The organism is Photobacterium malacitanum (assembly GCF_900185615.1).
GTDB lineage: Bacteria > Pseudomonadota > Gammaproteobacteria > Enterobacterales > Vibrionaceae > Photobacterium > Photobacterium malacitanum.
Genome location: NZ_FYAK01000003.1, coordinates 236,504 through 261,987, shown reverse-complemented (window position 1 = coordinate 261,987; position 25,484 = coordinate 236,504). Strand labels below are relative to the sequence as shown.

At 40.7% G+C, this 25,484-nt stretch carries 19 protein-coding genes; 14 read left to right on the top strand and 5 right to left on the bottom strand.

Translation table 11 applies throughout. From position 1 onward, the window contains the following. Positions 1–20 precede the first annotated feature (20 nt). Positions 21–917 (top strand): uridine diphosphate-N-acetylglucosamine-binding protein YvcK, encoded by an 897-nt coding sequence (gene yvcK / locus PMAL9190_RS10575; protein WP_087845165.1) that lies wholly within the window; start codon positions 21–23, stop codon positions 915–917. On the opposite strand, the gene PMAL9190_RS10570 is transcribed toward yvcK, so the two are convergent. The 4 genes from PMAL9190_RS10570 to pepE form a co-directional block, all read right to left on the bottom strand. Beyond that, a complete protein-coding gene (locus PMAL9190_RS10570) occupies positions 879–1,238 on the bottom strand; it encodes an Hpt domain-containing protein (RefSeq protein WP_087845164.1) in 360 nt (119 codons plus the stop codon). The two genes, yvcK and PMAL9190_RS10570, sit on opposite strands and share 39 nt — an antisense overlap. Continuing rightward, positions 1,238–2,683 (bottom strand): quorum-sensing sigma-54 dependent transcriptional regulator LuxO, encoded by a 1,446-nt coding sequence (gene luxO, locus PMAL9190_RS10565; protein ID WP_087845163.1) that lies wholly within the window; start codon positions 2,681–2,683, stop codon positions 1,238–1,240. Before luxO ends, PMAL9190_RS10570 begins: the two co-directional genes overlap by 1 nt. Before the next feature lie 374 nt (positions 2,684–3,057). After that, positions 3,058–5,085 carry an excinuclease ABC subunit UvrB gene (uvrB, locus tag PMAL9190_RS10560; RefSeq protein WP_087845162.1) on the bottom strand — a complete coding sequence of 676 codons (2,028 nt, stop codon included), beginning with the start codon at positions 5,083–5,085 and terminating at the stop codon, positions 3,058–3,060. A 1,137-nt stretch (positions 5,086–6,222) separates the two neighbouring features. Continuing rightward, complete coding sequence (gene pepE, locus PMAL9190_RS10555) at positions 6,223–6,960, bottom strand: dipeptidase PepE (protein ID WP_087845161.1); 738 nt, start codon at positions 6,958–6,960, stop codon at positions 6,223–6,225. Positions 6,961–7,366: 406 nt separating this feature from the next. On the opposite strand from pepE, the gene rsxA reads away from it, so the two are divergent. From rsxA to PMAL9190_RS10485, 13 genes are all read left to right on the top strand, one after another. Further along, positions 7,367–7,948, top strand: a complete 582-nt coding sequence (rsxA, locus tag PMAL9190_RS10545) for an electron transport complex subunit RsxA (RefSeq protein WP_060998179.1) — start codon at positions 7,367–7,369, stop codon at positions 7,946–7,948. Then, positions 7,948–8,532 carry an electron transport complex subunit RsxB gene (rsxB, locus tag PMAL9190_RS10540; protein WP_087845159.1) on the top strand — a complete coding sequence of 195 codons (585 nt, stop codon included), beginning with the start codon at positions 7,948–7,950 and terminating at the stop codon, positions 8,530–8,532. The genes rsxA and rsxB overlap by 1 nt, the downstream gene beginning before the upstream one ends. A gap of 2 nt (positions 8,533–8,534) precedes the next feature. Then, the gene (gene rsxC / locus PMAL9190_RS10535) at positions 8,535–11,003 is read left to right on the top strand and encodes an electron transport complex subunit RsxC (RefSeq protein WP_087845158.1); all 2,469 of its coding nucleotides are present in this window, start codon (positions 8,535–8,537) and stop codon (positions 11,001–11,003) included. Between the two features lie 2 nt (positions 11,004–11,005). Then, on the top strand, positions 11,006–12,052 hold the full coding sequence (rsxD, locus tag PMAL9190_RS10530) for an electron transport complex subunit RsxD (protein ID WP_087845157.1): 1,047 nt from the start codon (positions 11,006–11,008) through the stop codon (positions 12,050–12,052). Positions 12,053–12,066: 14 nt separating this feature from the next. Further along, positions 12,067–12,699: an electron transport complex subunit RsxG gene (rsxG, locus tag PMAL9190_RS10525; RefSeq protein WP_087845286.1), complete on the top strand. Its 633-nt coding sequence runs from the start codon at positions 12,067–12,069 to the stop codon at positions 12,697–12,699. 2 nt (positions 12,700–12,701) lie between these two features. After that, entirely contained in the window at positions 12,702–13,406 is a 705-nt protein-coding gene (locus tag PMAL9190_RS10520; RefSeq protein ID WP_087845156.1) for an electron transport complex subunit E, read from the top strand. A 157-nt stretch (positions 13,407–13,563) separates the two neighbouring features. After that, the gene (nth, locus tag PMAL9190_RS10515) at positions 13,564–14,217 is read left to right on the top strand and encodes an endonuclease III (RefSeq protein ID WP_065176284.1); all 654 of its coding nucleotides are present in this window, start codon (positions 13,564–13,566) and stop codon (positions 14,215–14,217) included. Between the two features lie 106 nt (positions 14,218–14,323). Beyond that, the gene (locus tag PMAL9190_RS10510) at positions 14,324–15,649 is read left to right on the top strand and encodes a site-specific integrase (protein WP_087845155.1); all 1,326 of its coding nucleotides are present in this window, start codon (positions 14,324–14,326) and stop codon (positions 15,647–15,649) included. Beyond that, positions 15,639–17,285 (top strand): hypothetical protein, encoded by a 1,647-nt coding sequence (locus PMAL9190_RS20405; RefSeq protein WP_087845154.1) that lies wholly within the window; start codon positions 15,639–15,641, stop codon positions 17,283–17,285. Before PMAL9190_RS10510 ends, PMAL9190_RS20405 begins: the two co-directional genes overlap by 11 nt. Continuing rightward, entirely contained in the window at positions 17,282–19,603 is a 2,322-nt protein-coding gene (locus PMAL9190_RS10500; RefSeq protein WP_087845153.1) for a hypothetical protein, read from the top strand. The genes PMAL9190_RS20405 and PMAL9190_RS10500 overlap by 4 nt, the downstream gene beginning before the upstream one ends. Before the next feature lie 10 nt (positions 19,604–19,613). Further along, positions 19,614–20,033 carry a hypothetical protein gene (locus PMAL9190_RS10495; RefSeq protein WP_087845152.1) on the top strand — a complete coding sequence of 140 codons (420 nt, stop codon included), beginning with the start codon at positions 19,614–19,616 and terminating at the stop codon, positions 20,031–20,033. A gap of 49 nt (positions 20,034–20,082) precedes the next feature. Beyond that, positions 20,083–20,520, top strand: coding sequence for a VPA1267 family protein (locus tag PMAL9190_RS10490; RefSeq protein ID WP_087845151.1), 438 nt, complete (start codon positions 20,083–20,085; stop codon positions 20,518–20,520). Next, the gene (locus PMAL9190_RS10485) at positions 20,517–22,682 is read left to right on the top strand and encodes an AAA family ATPase (protein ID WP_087845150.1); all 2,166 of its coding nucleotides are present in this window, start codon (positions 20,517–20,519) and stop codon (positions 22,680–22,682) included. The genes PMAL9190_RS10490 and PMAL9190_RS10485 overlap by 4 nt, the downstream gene beginning before the upstream one ends. A gap of 849 nt (positions 22,683–23,531) precedes the next feature. Here PMAL9190_RS10485 and PMAL9190_RS10475 read toward each other — a convergent pair. Continuing rightward, the gene (locus PMAL9190_RS10475; protein ID WP_087845148.1) at positions 23,532–25,316 is read right to left on the bottom strand and encodes a DUF7380 domain-containing protein; all 1,785 of its coding nucleotides are present in this window, start codon (positions 25,314–25,316) and stop codon (positions 23,532–23,534) included. Positions 25,317–25,484 lie beyond the last annotated feature (168 nt).

Here is a 25,484-nt window from a genome sequence, read left to right as displayed (position 1 = left end):
TAATAATTAGAACAAACATTATGTCTATAGAGAGTACCGCAACAACACGTATTGTTGCCATTGGCGGCGGTCATGGGTTAGGTCGTGTTTTATCCTCATTATCCGATTATGGTTCACAAGTAACAGGTATCGTAACCACAACAGATAATGGTGGTTCTACTGGTCGAATTCGCGCTTGTCAGGGCGGAATTGCGTGGGGAGATATGCGTAACTGTATTAACCAATTAATCACAGAACCATCAATTGGCTCGATGATTTTTGAATACCGTTTTCGTGGTAATGGCGAACTTAATGGCCATAACTTAGGTAATTTAATGTTAACTGCATTAGATAACCTTTGTATTCGTCCTTTAGACGCTATTAATCTTATTCGCGATATGCTCCATGTTAAGCCGTATATTATTCCGATGTCTGAACACCCATCAGATTTGGCCGCAATCACCTATGACGGTAAAATAATTAACGGTGAAACGAGTGTCGATGAATTGGCAGAAGCGCCTAAACGGCTGTATTTAGAGCCAGCAGTACCCGCAACCAAAGAAGCGGTAAATGCAATTATAGAAGCCGACATTATACTCTTAGGTCCAGGTAGCTTTTTAACCAGCATCATGCCGGTATTACTATTACGTGATATCGAGCAAGCGTTAAAAGTTAGTAAAGCGAAAATAGCCTTTATTACTAATTTGGACAAAGAAAAAGGCCCAGCTGGAGAGATGAGCCTTGAAACAATGTTACATTGGTGCGAACGCGCAATGGCTGGCAGAGTGATTGATACCATTATTACTGACGAACATCAGCCACAGCTTGCAGCCAAGTATCAACAGATGGTACTTGATTTAGCTTCTAATAATCATGAATGGCGTCATGATCGTAACAAACTAAAGCATGCGGTTGATAAACTCATCGCTGCCAGCTAGTTGTTTATATTCAACTGCCATTCCTTCGACCATTTGCCTAAATTGAGGTAAATGGTCGATCATCCAATCATCTTGCCCTTGTCTGACTCGGTATTCACATTCTTGCGCCATCAATGCTAAATCATCTGCACCAAAACTTGCAGCACTACTTTTAATTGCATGACTAATTTCACCAATTTGATTCACTGATGGCTGGCTTGATAGTTTTTGTAAATACTGTTCAAGCTCATCACTAAATACATTCAGTAAGATAACGACTGTTTCTGCACCGACTTCATCTGCCAGTCTTTTTAATGTTTCTGCATTTATAGTGGTTGCCATTAATCAATCTCCCGACTACCCGTAGCTTCTTGCCAAGTTTGTAATTTGCGATAAATTGTCGATGGGCTGACCTCTAACAATCCTGCTGCTCGCGGTATGTTACCGTCACAAGCATCAATAGCCCATTGAATAGCGCGCTTTTCGACTATCCAAAGCGGTTCAATTTTATCTTTATGTACTTCATCAACAAATGACGTATTCACTGCAGACGTTAGTGTATTCAATTGTGGATAGATTGACATTGGTGATGCAATTTCTGCACCAAAAATAGCATTTATCGGCGGAGGGACCATTTCTTTAGTAACTTCTTCGCCAGTATTTAACACCACAATATTACGAATAATATTTTGCAACTCACGAACGTTACCAGGCCAAGAATAAGACGCTATCAGCTGTAATACTTCTTTAGAGAAACGGCTAAAATCTTTACCTTCTTCTAATGACATTAATCCAAGTAGTGCGTGAGCTATTTCTATTATATCTTCACCGCGATCACGCAAAGGCGGCAATGTAATTGGAATAACATGCAGACGATAATAAAGATCTTCTCGAAAACGCCCTTCCTGTACTTCTTGCCATGGGTTTCTATTGGTTGCACAAACAAAGCGTACATCTACGCGCGATGTTTTTGATGAGCCAACTTTTTGATAGGTACCCGTTTGAATAAAACGCAACAACTTACTCTGTAAGTCTAAATCCATCTCACATAGTTCATCCAACATCAAGGTACCATTATGTGCCATTTCAACCGCACCTTGACGCTCGGTTGATGCCCCCGTAAATGCCCCTTTTACATGACCAAATAATTCACTTTCAATCAATTCTTTAGGAATGGCAGCACAATTTAACGCAATAAACGGTTTATCATGTCTTGGGCTCGCAGCATGAATCGCTTCAGCACACACTTCTTTACCAGTACCACTTTCACCTGTAATAAATACGGTGGCTTTACTTGATGCCGCAGATTCAATAACACGATATACCGCTTGCATAGGTAAACTGTTACCAATAAAACCTTGATATTGAGCACCGTCAGATTGTTTAGAAGCTGTTTCAGATGATTTGGTGTTGCCTTTAAACACATTATTAACGGTTATACGTAATCTATCCGCCTCACAAGGCTTAATTAAAAAATCTTGAGCGCCTTGTCGAATCGCATCAACAGCAATATCAATCGATCCGTGAGCAGTCATGATCACAACGGGAATATTTCCGTGTTGTTGTCGAACCAGTTGTAATACTTCCATGCCTGTCATATCAGGCAAACGAAGATCTAACAAAATTAGATCTGGAATAATATCTTTAATAAAGCTCAGTGCTTCTTTACCTGTTCCCACAATACTAACATTGAGTCCGAGGGGATTTAGGTAAGATTTGTATAAGGCAGCCACTGACGCAGTATCTTCAACCATTAAGACTTGGCGTTGTCGTGTAATGCTTTCCATCGCTCCTCCAAAAACGAACCCCTTAAGCTAATTGTAATCAATACAACAGAAACTGGGTTCCTAATTTGTATTTTTTATATTATGCCAGATCAATTCGCATAATGATTCGCATTTTGCAAAAGCATTCTTTTTTTGCACAGTGCAAACGACAAATAAAGACAACCAATACCGTATATATTCACAAAAAAAGCCAACCACACCATAAAATAAAAGTTGGCATGGAGTATGCTATATAAATACTGACTCTCTATCTTAGGGGTCAACCTAGCCAACTGACGTTGTTTGTGGATTCTTTCACGTAACAATGAAGCCAACCGAAACTTTTTATCGGCTGGCTTTTTTTTTATCTCAAAGTTAATGTTAACAACGTTTGCTTAACTATTAGCGATAAACTGCTGTCGTAATTGATGGATTTTATCTCGTGTATCAGCGGCTTGTTCAAACTCTAAGTTTTGTGCAAAGTCATACATTTGTTTTTCTAACACTTGTATTTCAAGCTCTAATTGCTGTGGTGTTAATATTGAATAAGTGCCTTTTGATTCTGCAACTTTATGAAGATCTGCAGCTTTATTGCGTGACTTAGTGCGTCCACTTGGAGCACCAAGCTCTAATAAATCACCAATTTTCTTATTCAATTTTTGTGGTGTAATATTGTTTTCCAAATTGTAAATTATTTGTTTTTCACGTCGACGTTGAGTTTCATTTATCGCCCGCTCCATTGAACCCGTAATACGATCACCATATAAAATCGCTTTACCTTCTACATTTCGAGCTGCACGTCCCATGGTTTGAATCAAGGATCTTTCTGAACGTAAAAAGCCTTCTTTGTCTGCATCTAAAATCGCGACTAGAGACACTTCTGGAATATCTAATCCTTCGCGTAATAAGTTAATTCCCACCAGCACATCAAACTCACCTAAACGTAAATCACGAATAATTTCAACCCGTTCTACGGTATCAATATCAGAGTGAAGATAACGTACCTTTACGCCATGTTCAGTTAAATATTCGGTCAGATCTTCAGACATACGCTTGGTTAGCGTTGTAACTAATACACGTTCTTGTTTAGCGGAGCGAATATTAATTTCAGACAATAAATCATCGACTTGGGTTGCTACAGGTCTAACTTCTATTTCAGGATCGAGTAATCCTGTCGGACGCACTACTTGCTCTGCAATATCGCCACCTGATTTTTCAATTTCATAGTTACCAGGTGTCGCCGACACATAAATAGTTTGTGGCGCTAATGATTCAAACTCCTCAAACTTCATTGGTCGATTATCAAGTGCAGAAGGCAATCGAAATCCATATTCAACCAGATTTTCTTTGCGCGAGCGGTCACCACGGAACATGGCACCAATTTGAGAGACAGTAACATGTGATTCATCAATGATTAATAGACCGTCAGCAGGAAGATAATCAAACAATGTTGGTGGTGGCTCACCCTCTGTACGCCCACTGAGATAACGTGAATAGTTTTCAATACCAGAACAAAAACCCAGTTCGTTCATCATTTCAATATCAAATTGGGTTCGCTGAGAAATGCGTTGTTCTTCAACTAATTTATTATTATCTAACAATTGTTGCTTACGCTGTGCGAGTTCAAGCTTGATCCCTTCAATTGCTTCTAGAATTTTCTCTCTTGGTGTTACGTAGTGAGTTTTAGGATAAATAGTTGTTCGAGCTAAATCTCGTTGAATGATGGCACCAGTCAGTGGGTCAAATGCTGAAATGACCTCGACTTCATCATCAAATAGCTCCAGTCGAATGGCTTCTTTTTCAGATTCCGCCGGAAAAATATCAATCACTTCGCCGCGAACACGAAACGTACCACGTTCAAAAACAGCATCATTACGTTTATATTGTAGTTCGGCTAAACGACGCAAAATATCACGCTGATTGAGTACATCACCTCGACGAACATGAAGCATCATTTTTAAGTAGGAATCAGGATCACCAAGGCCATAAATAGCAGATACTGACGCGATGATAATAACATCACGCCGCTCCATTAATGCTTTAGTGGCTGATAATCGCATCTGTTCAATGTGAGCATTTACTGATGCATCTTTTTCAATAAAGGTATCTGTAGTAGGTACATAAGCCTCAGGTTGATAATAATCATAATAGGAAACAAAATACTCAACCGCATTATCAGGAAAGAAATCCCGCATTTCACCATAAAGCTGGGCTGCTAAAGTTTTATTGGGCGCCATGATTAGAGTGGGACGGTTGGCTTGAGCAATAACATTAGCAATTGTAAACGTTTTTCCTGATCCCGTTACGCCAAGTAACGTTTGCTGTGCAAGACCAGAATCAAGTCCATCCATTAATTGCTCTATTGCCGTAGGTTGATCGCCCGCTGGAGAATAATCAGAGACAAGATTAAACAGTTTACTCATTACATTTATCCGTAATCACAATACTGTCTATCATTGTGAGCACCCTTCCAGTAATGTCAATACTGGCTTGAAGCGTTAGATGTGTAACATACGGTAAGGCAGAGGCAGAGGCAGAGGCAGAGGCAGAGGCAGAGGCAGAGGCAGAGGCAGAGGCAGAGGCAGAGGCAGAGTATATAAAAAATAGCTTCAGTAATAAAAACAATACCGAACAAAAACTGAACACCAAAATCAATTTTAACAGCAAAAGTCACAATCTAGCATTAATGCTAAATCCCCTTTGGACTTTAGATTTTTATTACTGAAGCAAAACCAACCAATGTTGGGTTAAAAATAAAAACAGATATCGATACATATAATATGTAATCATTTTAACATTGAGTATTTCATCACTTACTGACTAATGTTAGTAAAGATAGAAGGCAATAATGAATACAGAAATACTCAATGCCGCAAAATAATAAGCAAAGGTCTATAAATAATAAATACTTACTAATGAATATATCAGCAACAATAGATAATCAATAATTATGCTTTGCGATGTGATTTATTATGTGAACATAGGCATCACATTAACAAATAATAAAATATCTTTTACTTCATATAGATACAAATTAATAATAACTATTAGGGGATACAGCTAAAATCAAAATTTATAATGTATGATAAAATAATTCATCGTTTTTTATATACTTTTACTAAAAAAACACTTTTTAACTAAGCTAAATTATCCATGCTCAGTAGATATGATTAGTTTTTAGTGACAACTTTCAATTATTGAATACTGTAACGGCTAATAAATTAACGATCATCCACAGCTTTTCCAGAATTTACAACTTTAAATATTGCACCATAGATACCTATAATTCGTCACTATTAATAACAACTTTATATTTATTTTATCACCAAGTGCCTTATTCTCATTGCTAGTAGCGCTTCTTTATGCCATTTGGCATTTTATCAACACCCATCAAAGTAACGACGATCATCAACATAGTTATCCACAGAAATTGTGGACAACAGCCAAAACACCAGACCATTAGGCACTTCTTAAAAATCAAGTCTTTTTGATGAAAAAATAAAAAAAAGCTAGCTTTGATAGCTAGCCTTGTTTATCAGCGCAAAATACTAACAATGCACTCAGTAACTAAGATCCATTAAAAACTGCACATCATCGCCTGGTTGATAATAAACAGGCTCATTACCGTAGCTGAAGAATTTTAATGGTTTACCATTAGCTGCATGATAACTAATATTATTATCAGCGATCGCTAACCATGTTCCTTCTGGAATACCAACCACGGGCTCATGCTTATTAACTTCAAGAAACTCTTGAATACGCTCATCACGAGTTTCACCCATATGCCCTTCAACAGATGCTTCTAAATAATGCGGATTAATTTGAAAAGGCACGAAGTTTAACGAGGATAAAATAGCACCAGTCACAATTGGCATATCATTAGTTGTACGGATCGTTGGACAACCAATATTGGTGCCCGCACTCCAACCAATATAGGCTTTACCTTGCTTTAATACTGCTTTACGAATAGGGCCAACGAGACCTAAATCATGTAAGGTTTTATTTAGTACCCATGTATTACCGCCACTAACAATAATACCATCAGCTTGTTCAATAGCAGCGACTGGATCTGGAGCATTGTGTAAACCTGTTGCAATACAATCCAATCCTAACTTATCAAACGTTGCCTGAACTAATGCCACACGATCATCATGGCTTGAACGAATAACTGCGTATGGAATGACGACAAAATGCTTAGCCCCAGTACGTTTAACTTGATCGATAATTGCATCTGCCGCAAATTCCATTACGTGGGTATTACCTGCAATTTTGCCGTTACTGAGTAATAAAATATCCATTGTTCTATCCTATAACCTATGTTTATTTATCAGGTGTGTTATCGCGAACACTATTTATATTTAGCTCACTATATCAAACGCAAAATTAGTGGTGTTTACAACCGACAAAATCACAATTTAAAAAAACTTCAATCAAAAACAGCCATCCACTCATATCTATTAGCAGCTTGTCTACTTAAAAAAAACACACTGCATACCATTGCCACTCAAAAAAAACACATTTGCTCAACAACTCAATCTCAATAACAACGCTAAAATAAGAATTATCGTTAACTAAAAACTTACTTTTCAATCAACTAGCTAAATTTAATACAATTAATAGATAAAACCCTACCCTTGAGGAGTTGTTATAGGGCTCACAAAATCAGATAATGTTAAGATCTCTTGCAATGATAATGAATTTGGTATGACTGAATACCTGTTACTCCTCATCGGGACAGTGTTGGTTAACAACTTTGTACTCGTTAAATTCTTAGGTCTATGTCCTTTTATGGGTGTATCTAAGAAACTAGAAACAGCAATCGGAATGGGCTTAGCAACAACATTTGTGCTAACCCTCGCTTCTGTGTGCGCATATCTCGTTGAAACCTACATTTTGGATCCTCTTGGTATCCAATATCTACGCACACTGAGCTTTATCCTTGTAATTGCAGTAGTGGTGCAATTTACTGAAATGGTGGTTCATAAAACTAGCCCAACACTCTACCGTTTGCTGGGTATATTCTTGCCATTGATCACGACTAACTGTGCGGTATTGGGTGTGGCTTTATTAAATACCAATGAGCACCATAACTTTATCCAATCCGTCATTTATGGTTTTGGTGCAGCGGTGGGTTTCTCATTGGTATTAGTATTATTTGCTTCCATGCGTGAACGAATTGCAGCTGCAGATGTGCCTGCGCCCTTCAAGGGAGCATCTATTGCGATGATCACTGCAGGTCTTATGTCTCTTGCCTTTATGGGCTTTACTGGATTGGTGAAATTGTAATGAGCGGAATCTTAATTGCTGCCATTGTGCTCGCAGTATTAGCTGCAATATTTGGCGTTATTTTAGGTTTTGCTTCAGTACGTTTTAAAGTTGAAGCTGATCCAATTGTTGAGCAAATTGATGCCATTTTACCGCAAACACAATGTGGTCAATGTGGTTTCCCGGGGTGTCGGCCTTACGCTGAAGCCATTGCTAATGGTGAAATCATTAATAAATGCCCACCAGGCGGTCAAGCAACCATTGAAAAACTGGCCGATTTAATGGGTGTTGATGTACCTCAAGCTTCTGATGAAGTTACCAACAGCATTAAAAAAGTCGCTTTTATTCATGAAGATATGTGTATTGGTTGCACCAAGTGTATTCAAGCATGCCCTGTTGATGCCATTGTCGGTGGCACTAAAGCAATCCACACAGTAATAAAAGATGAATGTACAGGTTGCGATCTTTGTGTTTCTCCTTGCCCTACAGACTGTATTGAAATGATCCCTGTTGAAGAAACACCGGATAACTGGAAATGGCAACTCAACCAAATACCTGTGGTGAATATTGCTGCAACAGCGAATGTAGAAAAGGTTAAGCCGTAGTCATGCTCTCAATTATTGAACAAATTAAACAAGGCAAGCTGTGGGATTTCCATGGCGGCATTCATCCTGCTGAAAACAAGCTCTTATCAAGTAAGCAGCCAATCAAAGCTGCGGGCATTCCGAGTGAATTGGTACTACCATTAAAACAACATATCGGCTCTCGTGGTGACATCATTGTCAACATTGGCGATCACGTACTAAAAGGCCAACCACTAACGCAAGGCGATATTGCGATGTGTGTGCCTATTCACGCGCCGAGCTCGGGCACGATTACTGCAATAGAGCAACGTACAACTGCTCACCCTTCTGGCTTAACAGATCTATCTATTGTTATCTCAACCGACAATCAAGATACTTGGTGTCGTGGTAAGCAATATCCTGACTATCAAGATCGTGATCCAGCTGAACTGATTGAAGCGATTCGACTTGCTGGTATTGCTGGCTTAGGTGGCGCAGGTTTTCCTACTGCACGCAAACTACAAGGTGGTTTAGGTAACGTTGATATTTTAATTATCAATGCCGCAGAATGTGAACCTTATATCACAGCTGATGACAGACTAATGCAAGACTATGCCGATGAAGTTATTGAAGGCATTCGTATTTTACGTCATATCATCGCGCCTAAATTAACCATCATTGGTATTGAGGATAATAAGCCCGATGCAATTAAAGCATTAGAAGCTTGTGTCAGCGAAGATGATAATATTCTTATTCGCGTGATCCCAACCAAATACCCCTCTGGTAGCTCCAAGCAATTAGTGAAAATCTTAACAGGCCGCGAAGTACCAAGCCAAGCACGTTCAACCTCTATCGGGGTGATCATGCAAAACGTGGGTACGGCATTTGCGATTAAACGTGCAATTGTTGACGGTGAACCATTAATTGAACGTGTCGTAACATTAACTGGCGAAGCCTTTAAGCAACGTGGCAATGTCTTTGCTTTATTAGGCACACCCATTGCGTACTTACTTGAGAAATTTGGCTATCAAGCCGATAAAAAATATCCTCGAGTAATTATTGGTGGCTCATTAATGGGTTTTACACTACCTCATGCAAATGTGCCAATTACTAAAATTACTAACTGTATTTTAACGCCTAAGCGCAAAGAACTACCGTTACATACCTATGAAATGGCGTGTATTCGCTGTTCAGCCTGTGCCGATGCTTGCCCGTCATCATTGTTACCCCAACAATTACAATGGTACGCCAAAGATAAAAACTACGAAAAATGTGAAGAATATAATTTAAGTGACTGTATTGAATGTGGCGCTTGTGCTTATGTTTGTCCGAGTGAAATTCCGTTAGTACAGTATTACCGTCAAGCTAAAGCTGAAATTTGGGAACGCAAACAAGACGAAATCAGTGCTGAGCGCGCTCGTCAGCGTTTCGAAGCCAAGCAGCAACGTATGGAACGTGATAAAGCTGAACGTGAAAACCGCTTTGCTAAAGCAGCCACTGATCGTCGCCAACAAATGGCAACAACAGGTGGTGATGATGCTGTTGCAGCCGCTATTGCTCGTGTAAAAGCAAAACAAGCAGCCGCGACTGATGCAGCCCCTGCAGCAGTAAAACCCGCGGTAGCTGCAGCGATAGCAAAAGCAAAAGCCAAACAAGCCGCTTCAGCATCAGAAGCAAATGCCGTTCCAGATAACAGCGAAATGGCTGCACTACGTAAACAACGCAAACAGCAAGCACGTGAACAAAAAGCAGCAAAACATGCTGAGTTAATGCAGCAACAAACCGCTGCCGAACAACCAGCAGAGCAAGTAACAGCGAAAAAAGATGCTGTTGCTGCTGCCGTTGCACGTGCTAAAGCGCGTAAAGCGGCTCAACAACAGCAAGCAACAGCTACTGCTGAGCCTGAAGTGAACACTGACACGGCAAGCGATCCTAAAAAAGCCGCTATTGCTGCTGCCGTTGCTCGTGCTAAAGCGCGTAAAGCGGCTCAACAACAGCAAGCAACAGCTACTGCTGAGCCTACACCTGAAGTAAGCACTGACACGGCAAGCGATCCTAAAAAAGCCGCTATCGCTGCTGCCGTTGCACGTGCTAAAGCGCGTAAAGCGGCTCAACAGCAAGCAACAGCTGCAACTGAGCCTACACCTGAGGTAAACACTGACGTTGTAAGCGATCCTAAAAAAGCCGCTATTGCTGCTGCCGTTGCACGTGCTAAAGCGCGTAAAGCGGCTCAACAGCAAGCAACAGCTGCAACTGAGCCTACACCTGAGGTGAACACTGACGTTGCAAGCGATCCTAAAAAAGCCGCTATCGCTGCTGCCGTTGCACGTGCTAAAGCGCGTAAAGCGGCTCAACAGCAAGCAACAGCTGCTGAGCCTACACCTGAGGTAAACACTGACGTTGCAAGCGATCCTAAAAAAGCCGCTATCGCTGCTGCCGTTGCACGTGCTAAAGCGCGTAAAGCGGCTCAACAGCAAGCCAATAAAGTACAACCTAACATTGAGGAAGAATAATCGTGGCTTTTAATATTGCCAGCTCACCCCATGCACATAATCGTCGTAGTACGAGTGTCATCATGCGTACGGTTATTTTATGCGCAATTTTTGGCGTTGTTGCTCAATGCTACTTTTTTGGCCTTGGTACTCTGATCCAAATAGCTTTCGCATCTATCTGTGCGATTATATTTGAAGTCATCGTACTAAAATTACGTCAACGTCCATTAGCACCTTATCTACGTGATAATACCGCACTACTAACGGGAGTATTGATCGGTATTTCAATTCCACCTTTAGCACCATGGTGGATCACTGTTATCGGGGTATTCTTTGCTATCGTAATCGCAAAGCACCTCTATGGTGGTATGGGGCAAAACTTATTTAACCCTGCCATGGTTGCCTATGTTGTATTGTTAATCTCATTTCCCGTTCAGATGACAACATGGTTACCACCGGTATCACTCAGTGCTAACCCCGTTACCTTTATGGATAGTCTATCTGCCATTTTCACTGGTTTTACGCCTGATGGTTTTAGTGTTCAACAACTCAAAATGTCTGTTGATGGTTACACCATGGCAACACCACTAGACACGCTAAAAACCTCTTTAAAAACAGGTATGACTGTTGCTGAAGCGATGAAAAAACCAGTGTATGGCACATTGGCAGGTGTTGGCTGGGAGTGGGTTAACATTGGCTTCTTATTAGGCGGTTTATTACTGCTTAAATTACGTGTTATTCAATGGCATATTCCTGTTGCAATGCTGGGTTCATTATTCGTAATTAGCAGCATTATTTATGTCATCGATCCAACTGTTGCTGCGTCACCGTTATTACATATGTTCTCTGGTGCAACAATGTTGGGTGCATTCTTTATTGCAACCGACCCCGTTACCGCATCAACAACAATAAAAGGCCGACTGATCTTTGGTGCTTTTATTGGCATAATGATCTATCTGATCCGTACTTGGGGTGGCTTTCCTGATGGCGTCGCTTTTGCGGTATTGTTGGGTAATCTATGTGTACCTATCATTGATTACTACACCCGCCCACGTACTTACGGACACTAATAATGAGTATGACCATGTTTAAATCAATGAAAAAAAATGGGTTGATTCTGGCAGTTTTTGCTTTGTTATCAACGGCATTAGTTTCTCTTACTCACTATTTCACCGCTGATCGTATTTTTCAGCAACAACAGCAACAGTTATTGAATACCTTAAACCAAGTTATTCCTGTTAGCAGTCACGACAATTTACTTTATAAGCGCTGCACCTTAGTTAAAAACCTGCAATATATCGGTACCAAAACGGCGATGCCTGCTTATATCGCAACCAAAGATGGTAAGCCTACCGGTATTGCTATTGAAGGTATTGCACCTGATGGTTATAGCGGCGCGATTAAACTGATTGTTGGACTTGATACGAAAGGCGTTATCACCGGTGTACGTATTTTAGAGCAGCATGAAACACCGGGGCTTGGTGATAAAATTGAAACCTCTGTCAGTGACTGGATCTATAGTTTTACTGGTAAGCGTGTTAATGGTGCCAACGATCCTAAGTTCCATGTTCGTAAAGATGGCGGGGAATTTGACCAATTTACAGGTGCGACGATTACACCACGTGCTGTGGTAAAAGCTGTCAAAAATATCTCGTTGTACTGGCAAAATAATCAGCAGCAGATTCTTAGCCAGCCACTAGACTGTCCGAGTGAATAATTATGACCACATCTTATAAAGAGTTGATGAAAAATGGTTTATGGTACAACAACCCGACAGTGGTACAGCTGTTAGGTCTATGCCCATTACTGGCGGTATCATCAACCGCAACCAACGCATTAGGATTAGGACTTGCCACGACCATGGTACTGGTGATGTCTAATTTTACTATTTCTGTTATTCGAAAATTAGTGCCATCAGAAATACGTATTCCGGTATTCGTGATGATCATTGCATCACTGGTAACTTGCGTACAATTATTAATGAATGCTTATGTTTATGGTTTATATAAATCATTGGGTATCTTCATTCCTTTGATCGTAACGAACTGTATTATTATTGGTCGAGCTGAAGCTTTTGCTTCTAAAAACAAGCCATTGCCTGCCGTTTTAGATGGTTTATGGATGGGGCTAGGTATGACATCTGCCCTATTTTTACTCGGTGCGATGCGTGAAATTTTAAGTAAAGGTTCATTGTTTGACGGCGCTAACCGCTTATTAGGTGATTGGGCATCAGTCCTGCATATTCAACTATTTCATTTTGACAGCAGTTTTTTATTAGCGATGTTACCACCAGGTGCTTTCCTTGGTGTTGGCTTCATGATTGCCGTAAAAAATGTTATTGATAAATATAAAGCCGATAAGCAATCAGCATTAGAACAGCCACAACCCAAAGTAGAGCGTGCTCGTATTACTGATGTTAAGTAATATTGCTGTTGTCATTAACAAATAATAAAACTGGCTTTCGGGCCAGTTTTTACTATTGATATCTATATAATTATAATCACAATTGTAACTATTACCGCTCGGTGCTCACCCTCAACAATCATGGTGATATTTACACTACGTTTTGTCAGGAAAGACTATGAATAATCAAAAACGGGTTCAGATATTAGAACGATTACAAGCTGAAAATCCACACCCACAAACTGAACTTCATTGGACAACACCGTTTGAACTATTAATCTCGGTGTTGCTATCAGCCCAAGCGACTGACGTTAGTGTCAACAAAGCCACAGATAAGCTTTACCCTATCGCCAATACCCCCCAAGCTATCTTTGATCTTGGCGTTGATGGTGTGAAGCAATATATAAAAACCATCGGTTTATTTAATTCTAAAGCTGAAAACGTCATCAAAACATGCCGTATTCTATTAGATAAACATAATGGAGAAATTCCTGAAAATCGTGAAGCATTAGAAGCCCTGCCTGGTGTCGGTCGAAAAACTGCTAATGTCGTCCTTAATACAGCTTTTGGTTGGCCAACCATTGCGGTTGATACCCATATTTTTCGAGTTTGTAATCGCACTAAGTTTGCGATGGGGAAAAATGTTGAGCAAGTAGAAGAAAAGTTGCTAAAAGTTGTTCCGGCTGCGTTTAAAGTTGATGTTCACCACTGGCTAATTTTGCATGGTCGCTATACCTGCATCGCACGTAAACCTCGCTGTGGTAGCTGTATTATTGAAGACTTGTGTGAATACTCTCCACCAAAAGAAAGTGTAAAGAAAAAGAAGAAATAAATACACTTAAATCATTGATGGCTCTTTAATGAGCCATTTTTTTACTTTACAAAATCACCAAGTGTAACTATATTAGATTAATATGTAACCAACTTGTGATTTTGTAATGAATGAATTAAGTGAAAATGTTGCAGTAAAAATTTATAAAGATGCCGATGGGTACAGCTTTCCCCTCATTGTAAGATCTGGTGTATTTCCCGCTTGCTTGTACCTAAATGCTTATCTTAACGGAAACCATAACTCCCCACTTTCGGCAAGAAAGAATAAAGCAAGCACTCAAGCTCCAGCTTTTCATACACTAAAAAAATACGCCTATGAGCTGAAATTTTTATACTGTTATTTTATCGAGCAAGGTATCGATCTTGTTGAGCGTGTCAGCTCTGGTGAATTTCTTTCAAGGCAAGAGGTCGATGATTTTGTTAGATCGTGCAAGCTTTATGCTAATGAAGGCACTATTGATGAAAGTAATACCGTAGCAATTTCTGACAAGCGCATAAGAGATGCCATCCATGCAACTTCACATAGCCAACCACAAGTTTCCGCACACACATTACGTCAGCGCTTAATTCGACTGAGGGCTTATATCGAATACTTGTTCGTTTGCCACCACTATGATCAAGAGCCAACTAATACTCAAGCCAGAGTGGACGACCAATTCAATAAGTTTAAGTTATACATCAACACGTTTATTGGCGGCACACGTAAAAATAACACCATCGTTAAAGATGCATTTGAGTCGGTAATACCTTCAGATAAGTTCTTTTATTTGCTTGAAATCATCAAAGAGAGTTCACCTGAGAACCCATTTAAATCCAGCAAATTAAGAAACCAACTCATCATGCAAATTCTAATTAACACAGGGGTTCGTGTTGGTGCGGTTTTAAAGCTAAAAGTCAGTGACTTGATTGACGATTGGGATAACCCTCGCTTCCTATTGACCAGAACTCCCAATGATCCGACTGATCCAAGGTTAGAACGCCCATCAAATAAAACCAAAGCGCTATCGGTTTCTATTTCCTCAGAGTTAATGAAGCTTATCAAGCTCTACATACAAACTGTACGAGCAGAAAATACAACCGCCCGTGAACATGACTTTGTGTTTATCTCAGAAAAAGGGACAACATCAGGGCAACCGCTCACGTATAAATCCATTCACAAAATCGTAGATAAATTTGGTGAGGCATTAGGTATCAAGCTCCACCCTCACAAGCTTCGTCATAAATGGAATGAAGTTTTTGAAGATAAGGCGAGAGAGCATGGGTTAACACCTGAAAAAATTGAAGATTTACGCAAATATGCAATGGGCTGGGTTGAAGACTCGAAAATGGCATCCGTCTATAACGAATATCAACTGGCGGTCACTGTGGCTGATATTTCCGCTAGAACCCAATCTAAAACTGTTCCGAGGTTAGGAGGTGGTCATGAGTCATAGCCATATCGCAACATTAAAAAAGGAGTACGATGGTCAGCGCATATTCAATGCAAGAGAAGATGGTTACTCTTTTGATGTGCTTTCAGATACGTGGGAGCTTGGTTATAAATCCTATTTATATCTAAATTGGATGAATGAACTAAATACTAATACTTATCTGGACTTAAAATTAGCAATAGCACATGCCGCAAAGCATTACGCTCATAGCTCTCTATACAGCCACGTTAGCATCCTCAAATCCATTGTAAAATATCTCGACATTTACGATTTTCGGGCGTGGTGGCTCACACTAGATACTTACAAGAATAAAGTCAGAGATGTCATAAACGCCCTATGCCACCCAAGAAATGGTTATACCTGTCATACTCTCCAACCGTTATTTGACACAGTTAAAGATGAAAATTTAAAGCGCCAAGGTGTAATGAAAGGCATTCTTGATCCAAAAACTGGTGCTTACAGTGAAGTTGAGCACGACAATATTCTTGAAAGCTTAAGAACTGAAACACAGCAAGTATTAAAGGTTGAAATACTATCGCAACAAAAGTTTACCGCACTACGGAATGTCATAGCCAGTCAGTTACTTCTCGCCCTGATAAGACGACCAACCCAACTTGTGCAACTTAAATGGTGTGATGTTTTACCTGTAGGGGAAACCTTTTTATCTCATAAAGAACCGAACCTTAACTGGAAACCCGTTACTCAACACTTGTTCTCAGATATGGAGCAATTGCACTTTCGCACCTTTAAAGGCAAAGATGGACAATTTCGCGGTGATGCGGAATCACGCTCACACCGCCTAGAGTCAGACTTTTCTCGATTGCTTTTGCGTTACTATCAGGTTTATGAACACTACCTTTTACATTCGCTGTCTATACAACACATTACATTAGGTGAAGATGAAACCAAAGAACTCATGAGACGCCTACCTGTATTGCCTGACCAAAGCTTATTTAGCTCTAGTTTTGAATCTAAAGCAGAACTGTTTATCTCCAATAGCGATACCTCAAAAGCCTATCATATGGCTTCGGTCACCCTTGCAAATAATATACGTTATTTATTCGGAAACAAACTCAAGCCAAACAGCGATAGATGTCCAAACGATTCTTTGCGACTTGGTAACAATCGCTGGCGACACACCATTCTCACCCAAGGTGCAAAATATGGGTTAAGCCCTGCCCACCTTGCTGCTATAACAGGCGTCACCATTGACGCGATTACCCCCTATCTTGATTTGAAAACCTCAGAGCGAGTTAAAGTTGATGAGGCGTATGCTGGGAACCATATCGTCAAGCGATTTGATAGCCTGTCGGTAAAAGAGTTACAAGCGCACGATGATTTCAAAGTAAAAAGCAGGTTTGATGAAGAAATTGGCCATAAACTCAATCCTGCTAACTGCTCCAGTTGTCAGTCAAAAGGCGGTGCTCCTATGGCCTGTTATCCCTGCGACAACTTTAGACCTCTAGAAACGGCAAACCATCAACAATATCTTGATAAAGCGGAAAGAAAACTGGTGATAAATAGTCAATCAGCACACCCTGCGACAGTCAAACGCCTCAAGAAAATCATTCTTTATATCAAGGTGACCATCGCCATTTGTGAAGAGAGAAATACGACTAAGCTTGGAGATGAAAAATGAACACGCTCAACCGTTACATAGCCAATCAACACGCTTATATCGCCGAAAAGAAAAAACAGCCATTACTTGGTTTTACCGCGCCATCAGGAAAGCAAGCAACGTGGGAGGACATTGCTGTTACCTTTACCAGCAACAAAGGCATCTCTATTAACCTCCTTTTTAATAACGATAATCAACCCCACGCCAACATTAACTCAACTTTTTCCGATAAAGACAGGCTCGATGAACATACGCACCATCTACTCTTTGCCTTTGCTCTTGATGTGCTGAAAGAAAATATTTCTAACAAGTACAAGAGAGATAAAGTCACTACGGCAAGAAAATTTCTTATTGCTCTTAATGAAAATATCGCTTCTTCCAGTCTGGATGAGATTCAAAACATCATCGATGAAATGAAGTATATCCAGTATCTTTCTGCATTTTTTGAGTGGCTAAAAGCCCATAAGATGCTTCCTGTCAGTCAATTCCCGAACCTAACGAGAGAGTATAAAGAGACAAGAGCCAAAAGCGGTGATGATGCTATCGAGGCTGAAAAAAGTAAACTGCCTGATGAAAAGGCGTTATTGGCACTCGGGGCGATCTTTTATGATGCAATCCCGCCTTATCACGACATCAAGAATAAAGAGAACACTAATTCTTGGGCTGCTCTCATCCATCCAACAACGAGTCAACTCGATAGTTATGTTTGCACCATGTCAGCACTTGCGATGTCGTCCCCTAATCGAGCGGCAGCAGAGCAAGTGTTACTAACTAAGCAACGAGTGAAAGCCCATAATGAAGTAGTCAATAACAACATTAATACTGTCTACTACCTTAATTGGCGAGGTTCAAAAGGATATAAAGACTATCAGAATCATATCAATGCTGAAATGGCCGAAAGCCTAGACCGAGCATTACACTATACCGCTCTTGTAACTGAGCCAGCGAGAGTATTAGCAAGGTTTTATCAAAACCCAAACCTAAGTTTAAAAAAGGTGTTAGGTGAGTTTAAGCCAAGTGCCAAAAACCTAGATGCACTCAAACCCAACGACAGTAAACCGACCAACCTGATCCAGCTTGGTTTTTTATTGGGCTTTTATGATGACAGCGACGGCTATGCCCGTGTTACGTGCGATACCAAGGGTGCGATTGATACCACAAAACGTAAAGATTCCCCTGTATTTATCAAACACATCACCAAGCTGTTGCCATTCGATAAACTAGAAATTAAAAGCCGATGTCCTTATGCATCCCTACTTGTTGGCGCTGCTGTCAACTTCAAATCCCAATTAAGTAAATATTTCAATGGTCAAACAGAAATGACGGTTGAGGAATTTCAAAACCATTACATTACAACTAATCAACAAGCTATGTCAGGGTACAATAACGCTAAGACCAAGCGTGTCGATTATGAGCAAGCTTTATTTACCTATACAGAAAAACAAGTAAGCACTCAGCAAGCCTCTCACTTCCTGTTAGTTCCCATCGAATCTGTAAGTGCTTTTTTTGATAGAAACATCAAAAAAGCCAAAAACGGTTACAAAACCATCTTTGAGCGGCATAGTTTCTCAACAGGTTTCGCAATCACCCCTCACCAATTCAGGCATTGGCAAAATAACTACCTAGCCAATAAGGGGTTGCCCCACTTACTCATAACGATGCTGTCTGGCCGTAAAAACCCTGAGCAAACACTCACCTATATTCATACGACTAATGCCCAAAATGCCTCAGTCATCAGTGATATTTTATATGAAAAAGAAACCGAGGAAGAAGTACAAGATAAGGTTGGCAAACGCCTACAGAGTAAAGCTCAATACGATGATGCCACCGATAACTTAAGCCCAACTTTTGTCAATGAGGTCGGCTTTTGCACCCAAGATTTAACGTTAACTCCTTGCACTTACATGACGGAATTTGAAACACAATGCACACTCTGTTCATCCTCATGCCATATTGCGCATGATAAAGATGCGATTGAACTGCTAAATAAGGATTTAACAATCCAGAAACACAACCTAAAGCAAGTTCAGGAGGCCATTAACTTTGCAACCAGTGAAGGAATGCAGCAATGGTATGAAACCCACTACCAAAATACTTGTATGCTCAAGAGTCTTATTGAAGTGCTATCAGATGACTCCATCAAAGAAGGGGCTATTGTTCGTTTTTTGACTCGTTCAAATGTCATGCGAATTACAGATTTAGAAACAAAGACAGTAACAGAACATAAGCTATCGCTACCTGATGCGAAAGAAGCTCTTCAAGCGGCTCTTGCTGCAACAACCCAAACAAATAACGTCTCGGCTAAAGATAACTTTTTAGGCTTTTTGGGATCAGTATAGGGAAAGACACATGGCAACTAAATCATTAGACACTGATCAACAAATCTCCATTCAAGCGTTAATTAGAAGTTGGGAAGGAAAGCTGACTTGGGATTTATTAGTCACGAAAATTGAGTCTAGCCTTGCGATCACTACGACGCGGCAAACTCTTGATAAATATCTCAATATAAAAAATGAATACAAAGATAGAAAACGCTCACTCAAGGGGCAACCTGTTTCCGCTGACAATACTGATCTACTTATCTATCTACAAAAAGATATTGATTTAGCAGAAAAAATTATTCAGCTAGAAGCGGAATTAAAAGTAGCAAAAGATGAAGTCGGTTATCTACAAGCGTTTGTTCAAAAAATCGCCAACATCGGTCAAGGCGATCCAAATGTAATGGCTATTTTTCAAAGGGCGATGCGGAGTATCGAGGAAAGTAAATAAAGACCTTAATGCAACTCTTTGTATTTTCTAATCTAATTGAGGGCTTAAAATGGCAAGTGGTCAGCAGAAAGCGCAGCACAATCTTGAGGCGTTTAAGGTTTGGGTAGCAACACAAAGCGATGATGATTTTAAACCAATTATCTACCGAGGCCAGCTCAATCGCATCGAAGTCGCGAAAGGGATCGGCTGTGGTAAATCTGCCCTTAACCAAAACCCTGCTCTCAAAGACGCACTCAAAGCATTAGAAGATGAGCTGCGTGATAGAAGCATTCTGCCACCTTTGACCAACTCAGCTAAGAAAAACGAAGGTAAACCAAAAGCCTATGACAATACCGCCAACCGCAAGCTGCTCGACTCAAAACGAGTATCCTCATTAGAGGCTGAAAACATTGAATTAAAAGCCAAGGTAAAAGAGCTGGAAAAACGACTTGAGCGCTTTGGGGAGCTATCAGAGACCCTATCTGAAATGGGGTTGATGCCACGATGAATACTATCCTACATGAAGATCAGATGCGCATAACCAGCATTCCTTATCGCTCGACCAAGATGGTGATATTCAGTGGTGTGCCACTGGCAAAAGACTCATACAAAACCAATAATGGTAAGTATTACGTCACCATTATAGCCGATCCTAATCGTATCCCTGTGCAACCCACGTTAGGTCAGCATTGGTCAGTCAAAGGTTCTCGCCAAGTTAAAGCTGTTGAAACTGGCGATTATGTCATGCAGCAACACACTTATGAGTTACCAGAGCATATTGAATGCTCCATGCCCAAAACAGGTGAGCAACTGATACACTTTATTGCTAAAGAAAGTGACTTCAAGGGTATTGGTGAAAGTAAAGCTAGGGCGCTCTGGCAGCTCTTGGGGAAAGATTTCCATATCACCCTGAGAAATGACACCCCAGAGTCCAGAAAGCTTCTGACATCGATTCTGAGCGAAGATTCAGTAGAGGCACTCTTTAAAGGGTACGCCAAATATAAAAATCTGGCACATTGCAACTGGATGAGTGAGCACAACATCCCCGCCAGTGTGCAGCAACGGCTGCTCAAGCATCACGGTGAAGCCTCCATAGAGGTAATTAAGGATAATCCTTATGCTTTGATGGGTTTTGGTCTTTCGTTCAGTGCCATTGAAGATATTATCAAGGTAACGGATTTTAAGAGCGATGTTGCGAAGAATGACCCAAGAAGGCTCAGCGCTGCTCTGGAAATGGCGATTCGCAAGGAGATTGAAAAAGGTCACACCTATACCACTCATGCCAATGTGCGCCCTTACCTCAACAGGCTACTGAAAGACAAAACACTGGTCACTCAGGCGTTCCAATCAGGTCATGATAAAGCTCAGTACATTTTAAATCCTGATACGGGGGCTTATCACCCAACCGCACAACTGCTGATGGAAAATGTCGTTGCTAAACGGCTTAATGCACTGGTTCAGCGAAATAACTTATTCGATGAAATGGCTAATGCAGCATATTGCGCTGCGATTGCGGATTTGCCTTATGATTTAACGCCCAAACAGAGTGAAGTGGTAATAACTTGCCTAGATAATTCGGTAAGCTGTATTACAGGCGGTGCAGGAACAGGCAAAACAACGGTACTTAGAACGGCTCTCAGGGCTTACCATCAACTCGGATTTGAAATACACGCTGTTGCGCTTAGTGGTCGCGCTGCAATGAGACTTCATGAATCAATCGGTTTTGTTACCTCAACCATTGCCAAATTGCTGCGTGAAGACCCCATAGAACCTAGTGTCGAGAAAACAAATCACCTACTGGTGATTGATGAGGCAAGCATGATTGACTTGCCAACCATGTATCGTCTTGTGAATCACATTCACCCCTCTGTACGATTGATATTCACTGGCGATCCCGACCAACTTCCACCCATCGGCTGCGGCAAGGTGTTGGCAGACATCGTTGAAGCAAAAACGGTGGCTAATACGAAGTTAGATATCGTCAAGAGGCAGGAAGGTTCAACGGGTATCCCCGAATACTCAAAGCTCATCAATCAAGGAGTGGTGCCTGATCGATTAAATACGGGCGCAATACACTTTCACGAAACCAGTAAAACAGACATTGCCAAAGTCTGCTGTGAGCTTTACCAACAGTGTCCTGAAAACAGTCGCGTCATGGCTCCAACCAAGGCACTCGTATCAGAAATCAATAAACTCACCCAACAAGCCGTTAACCCAGATAGCACTAGCCTTGAGTTCGAAATCAATGGTGATAAGTTCTTTTTGCCACTTCGCATGAATGATGCCGTGTTATTCACACAGAACCATTATGACAAAGGCATTCAGAACGGCTCACTTGGCACACTAACCAACGTCAAACCTTCTGGTGATAGTTACGGTGAAGTGACACTAGATACAGGTGAAAAGGTCGAGATTACACAATCTGTTCTCGATTGCATGGAGTTGGGTTACGCAATCACCCTACATAAAGCTCAAGGGTCACAGTTTCCACGTATCATCATCGCTCTGCAAAAAGGCAGAATAGTCGATAGAGCATGGCTCTATACGGCAATTACAAGAGCAGAAAGCGAAATTCATATCGTTGGAAGTAGTGATGACATGAGGCAGATCACCGAGGCACCTAGTCACTCTCATAAGCGGAATAGCTACCTGAAAGAACTGTTGAGTTAGCAATTTCAAACTCGTTTTTGCCCCAAAGCGTTTTAAGAAGCATGGTTCGCTTGATAAGTTTTGGTAATGATTTTAGGCTTAGACTTAGGGAAAGAACACATGATGGTGGACTAATGAACTACTTCGCAGAGGACCCCTTCTAGGTAATGTAAACCTGGAGGGTAAATGAAAAAACTGAAGCAACAGTACCGAAGTCATGTAAAAGCGCAAGGGGCTTATCTATGGGATATGTATCCTAGCGTACGTAGTCGAATTCACAAGCATTTTTCAACCAAGCAGGAGAAGAGCTACTATTTCCTCCACAAAATTGAGTGTCGTGAATATCCAATAAAACTGAGAGCAGCCAGAGGAAGATTACTGGCTAACCCGTGGGATGATTATTCTGCTCACGTATATGACGTTGCTAAGTGTTGGAAGCATAATTCGAAAAGGCGTCACCAATACTATAAATAAACATCATTAAGCCTCGCCAATGCGAGGCTTATTTGTGTCCGTCAGTTTATTCACACCAAACAGAACTGATCACACGAGCTAGCTTCCATAGCTAACTAAAATTTGCCCCTTTTCGAGTTAGAGTAAAGGGTCATTCACATATTGTTATTGCGAATTTTCACTACGAAAAATTATCCGAAGAGGTATGACTAGCATAGTGAAAAATTACGTCTCATTGAACCGTTTAATCCTTCAATACATCGGGTTATATCATTATAAACAAGAACTTGAGCTTCAACATCATTAACAATAAAGATGCGATGAACTTAGAAAATATTTATTAATGCGAAGTGATGTTGGAATAGTATCTCACCGCTTAGACTAAAAACGGGAGCCATTTTCCTCCCGCTGAATCGTTTATTCCTGCATTTCTTGCTTGTAGTTCTCTTTCCATATTCCAGCATATGGAATCATCACTATATGTAATACCAACCACCAAAGAAACTTAGGAGCAGTACCCCAATAAGTTGATGCTGGTACATACCCGTGAGATAACTGATTTCTCAAGTCACCATAAACTTTATCAAGTAGGACTACCTGTAAGTTGGTGGTTAAATCAGACCCCAAAGTATCAATGATCGCTTGGTGTCCAAGCAGAGCTTTAATACCATTACGTTCTTGTGACCCGTCACCATGTAACGTAGAAGGCTCCTCTCCTTTCTGACGTGCAAGATAGCGTAGAGAGTTCTCAATTTGCGGCACTAGCAAATGACAAGCAGTCATGAAGTCTCGATTGAAACCAGCCAATAGACCTTTCACAAAATATTCTTCATGACCATCTGGAATGAATGGATGATTTGAACAGATTTGCTCAATTGCTTCTTCTGTAACAACGTATTTGGTAGTGACTTCATTCAGAGCTGGCATAATCTTGCCTTGCACACCTAACTGGTGCTCAATACCAATGTTGCGCATCATAATACTCCAGCACAGTAGGCCATTCTCGTCATTTTCAATACCAAGGCCAGCAGGAATTACAGCAGTTGTCATACCTTCATGATCTAGATGAGTCGTGCCGAACATCCACGAGATACTAGTTTGCATCTGCTCAACTGCATGCTCTCTTAACTGCTCTATGTTCGATGGTCTTGTGATCTTACCCAAGCGGAAAATAGCATCGAACAAGTCAACACTCTGCACGTTGGCAATAGCAGTATTAACAAGCTCACTAATATCTTGTCCATCAGTAACGATAAGACCAAGGTCGTGCAACGATTCAATTTGCTGCTCTCTCATTTCTTCATATAGAGCCAGTCTTTGTTCTTTAGTCCCAGGAACTTTGCTCAAAGCATCAATTGCTTTGAGCAAGCGTCCAGCGGCAATCATGCCTTGCTGATAATGTTCAGCCGCTTTGACATGACATTCAGAAATAGACTGCCAAGTAGCTATCTCTTTCTCTTTGTCTCGCATAGACATTGCTGCATCTAAAGCTATTTCGTTTGCATTAATGGATGAATCGTAATCGCCTCTTTCAAACAGTAATCTCGCTAGCTCTAGAGCTTGTTCGTAAATCCAATCAGCCTCTTTGATACAAAACTCAAGGCAAAGAGTTAACAAGCGTATTGCGAAAAAGCACTTCTCAGATTCTTTATGTACTTCGAATTCTTCAAGAAGGAACTGAGATACGTTTTCGAATAAATCAGGACGTTGATTATCCCGTCTGAACATGCAGCTCAGGCGTAGAGCACGCTCAATACGTTCACATGGCAGAACCCACGAATCAGATTCATCAGCAAGTTGTCTAGCTGACTCTAAGTACGCTTCTATCGCCATATAAGCATGCTCGATAGTCCCAGACTTCGTAATCCATGCAATATCGGCTAATCGTGCTCGCAATTCATGGTTTTCAACTTCTGGGCAGAAGTTTTTCAGTGCCGTAAGTGACTCTTCGCTGAAGTCACTAGCTATCAAGCCTCTACGATCTTCAAATACAAATTTGGGCTTGAAAGGAGCCTTGGGGTCTCGTGGGGTAAAGTGCATTGAACATGCAGCGGCTAACAATCGGGCTGGGACGCTTTCTTGTTGCGCTGCGAAAGCAGATTCGATGTAGTGGTATGAGTGTTCTTCTACTTCAGACAAGATATCTGCTAGATTTAGTCCCTGTAACTCCTCTAGAGTTACAACTGTTTCATGTAATGACATAGACACCTCAATAATCGCCACCACAAAGCTTTATTTCCTAAAACTCTCGATGTGCTCTTGGTTGCATTAAAATCATGACATTACAACTTACGTCCAAACCTAACAACTTCTTTTTGTCATACTTGAATTTATTTATATATTACAAATATTTAATTTTCGATAACACGT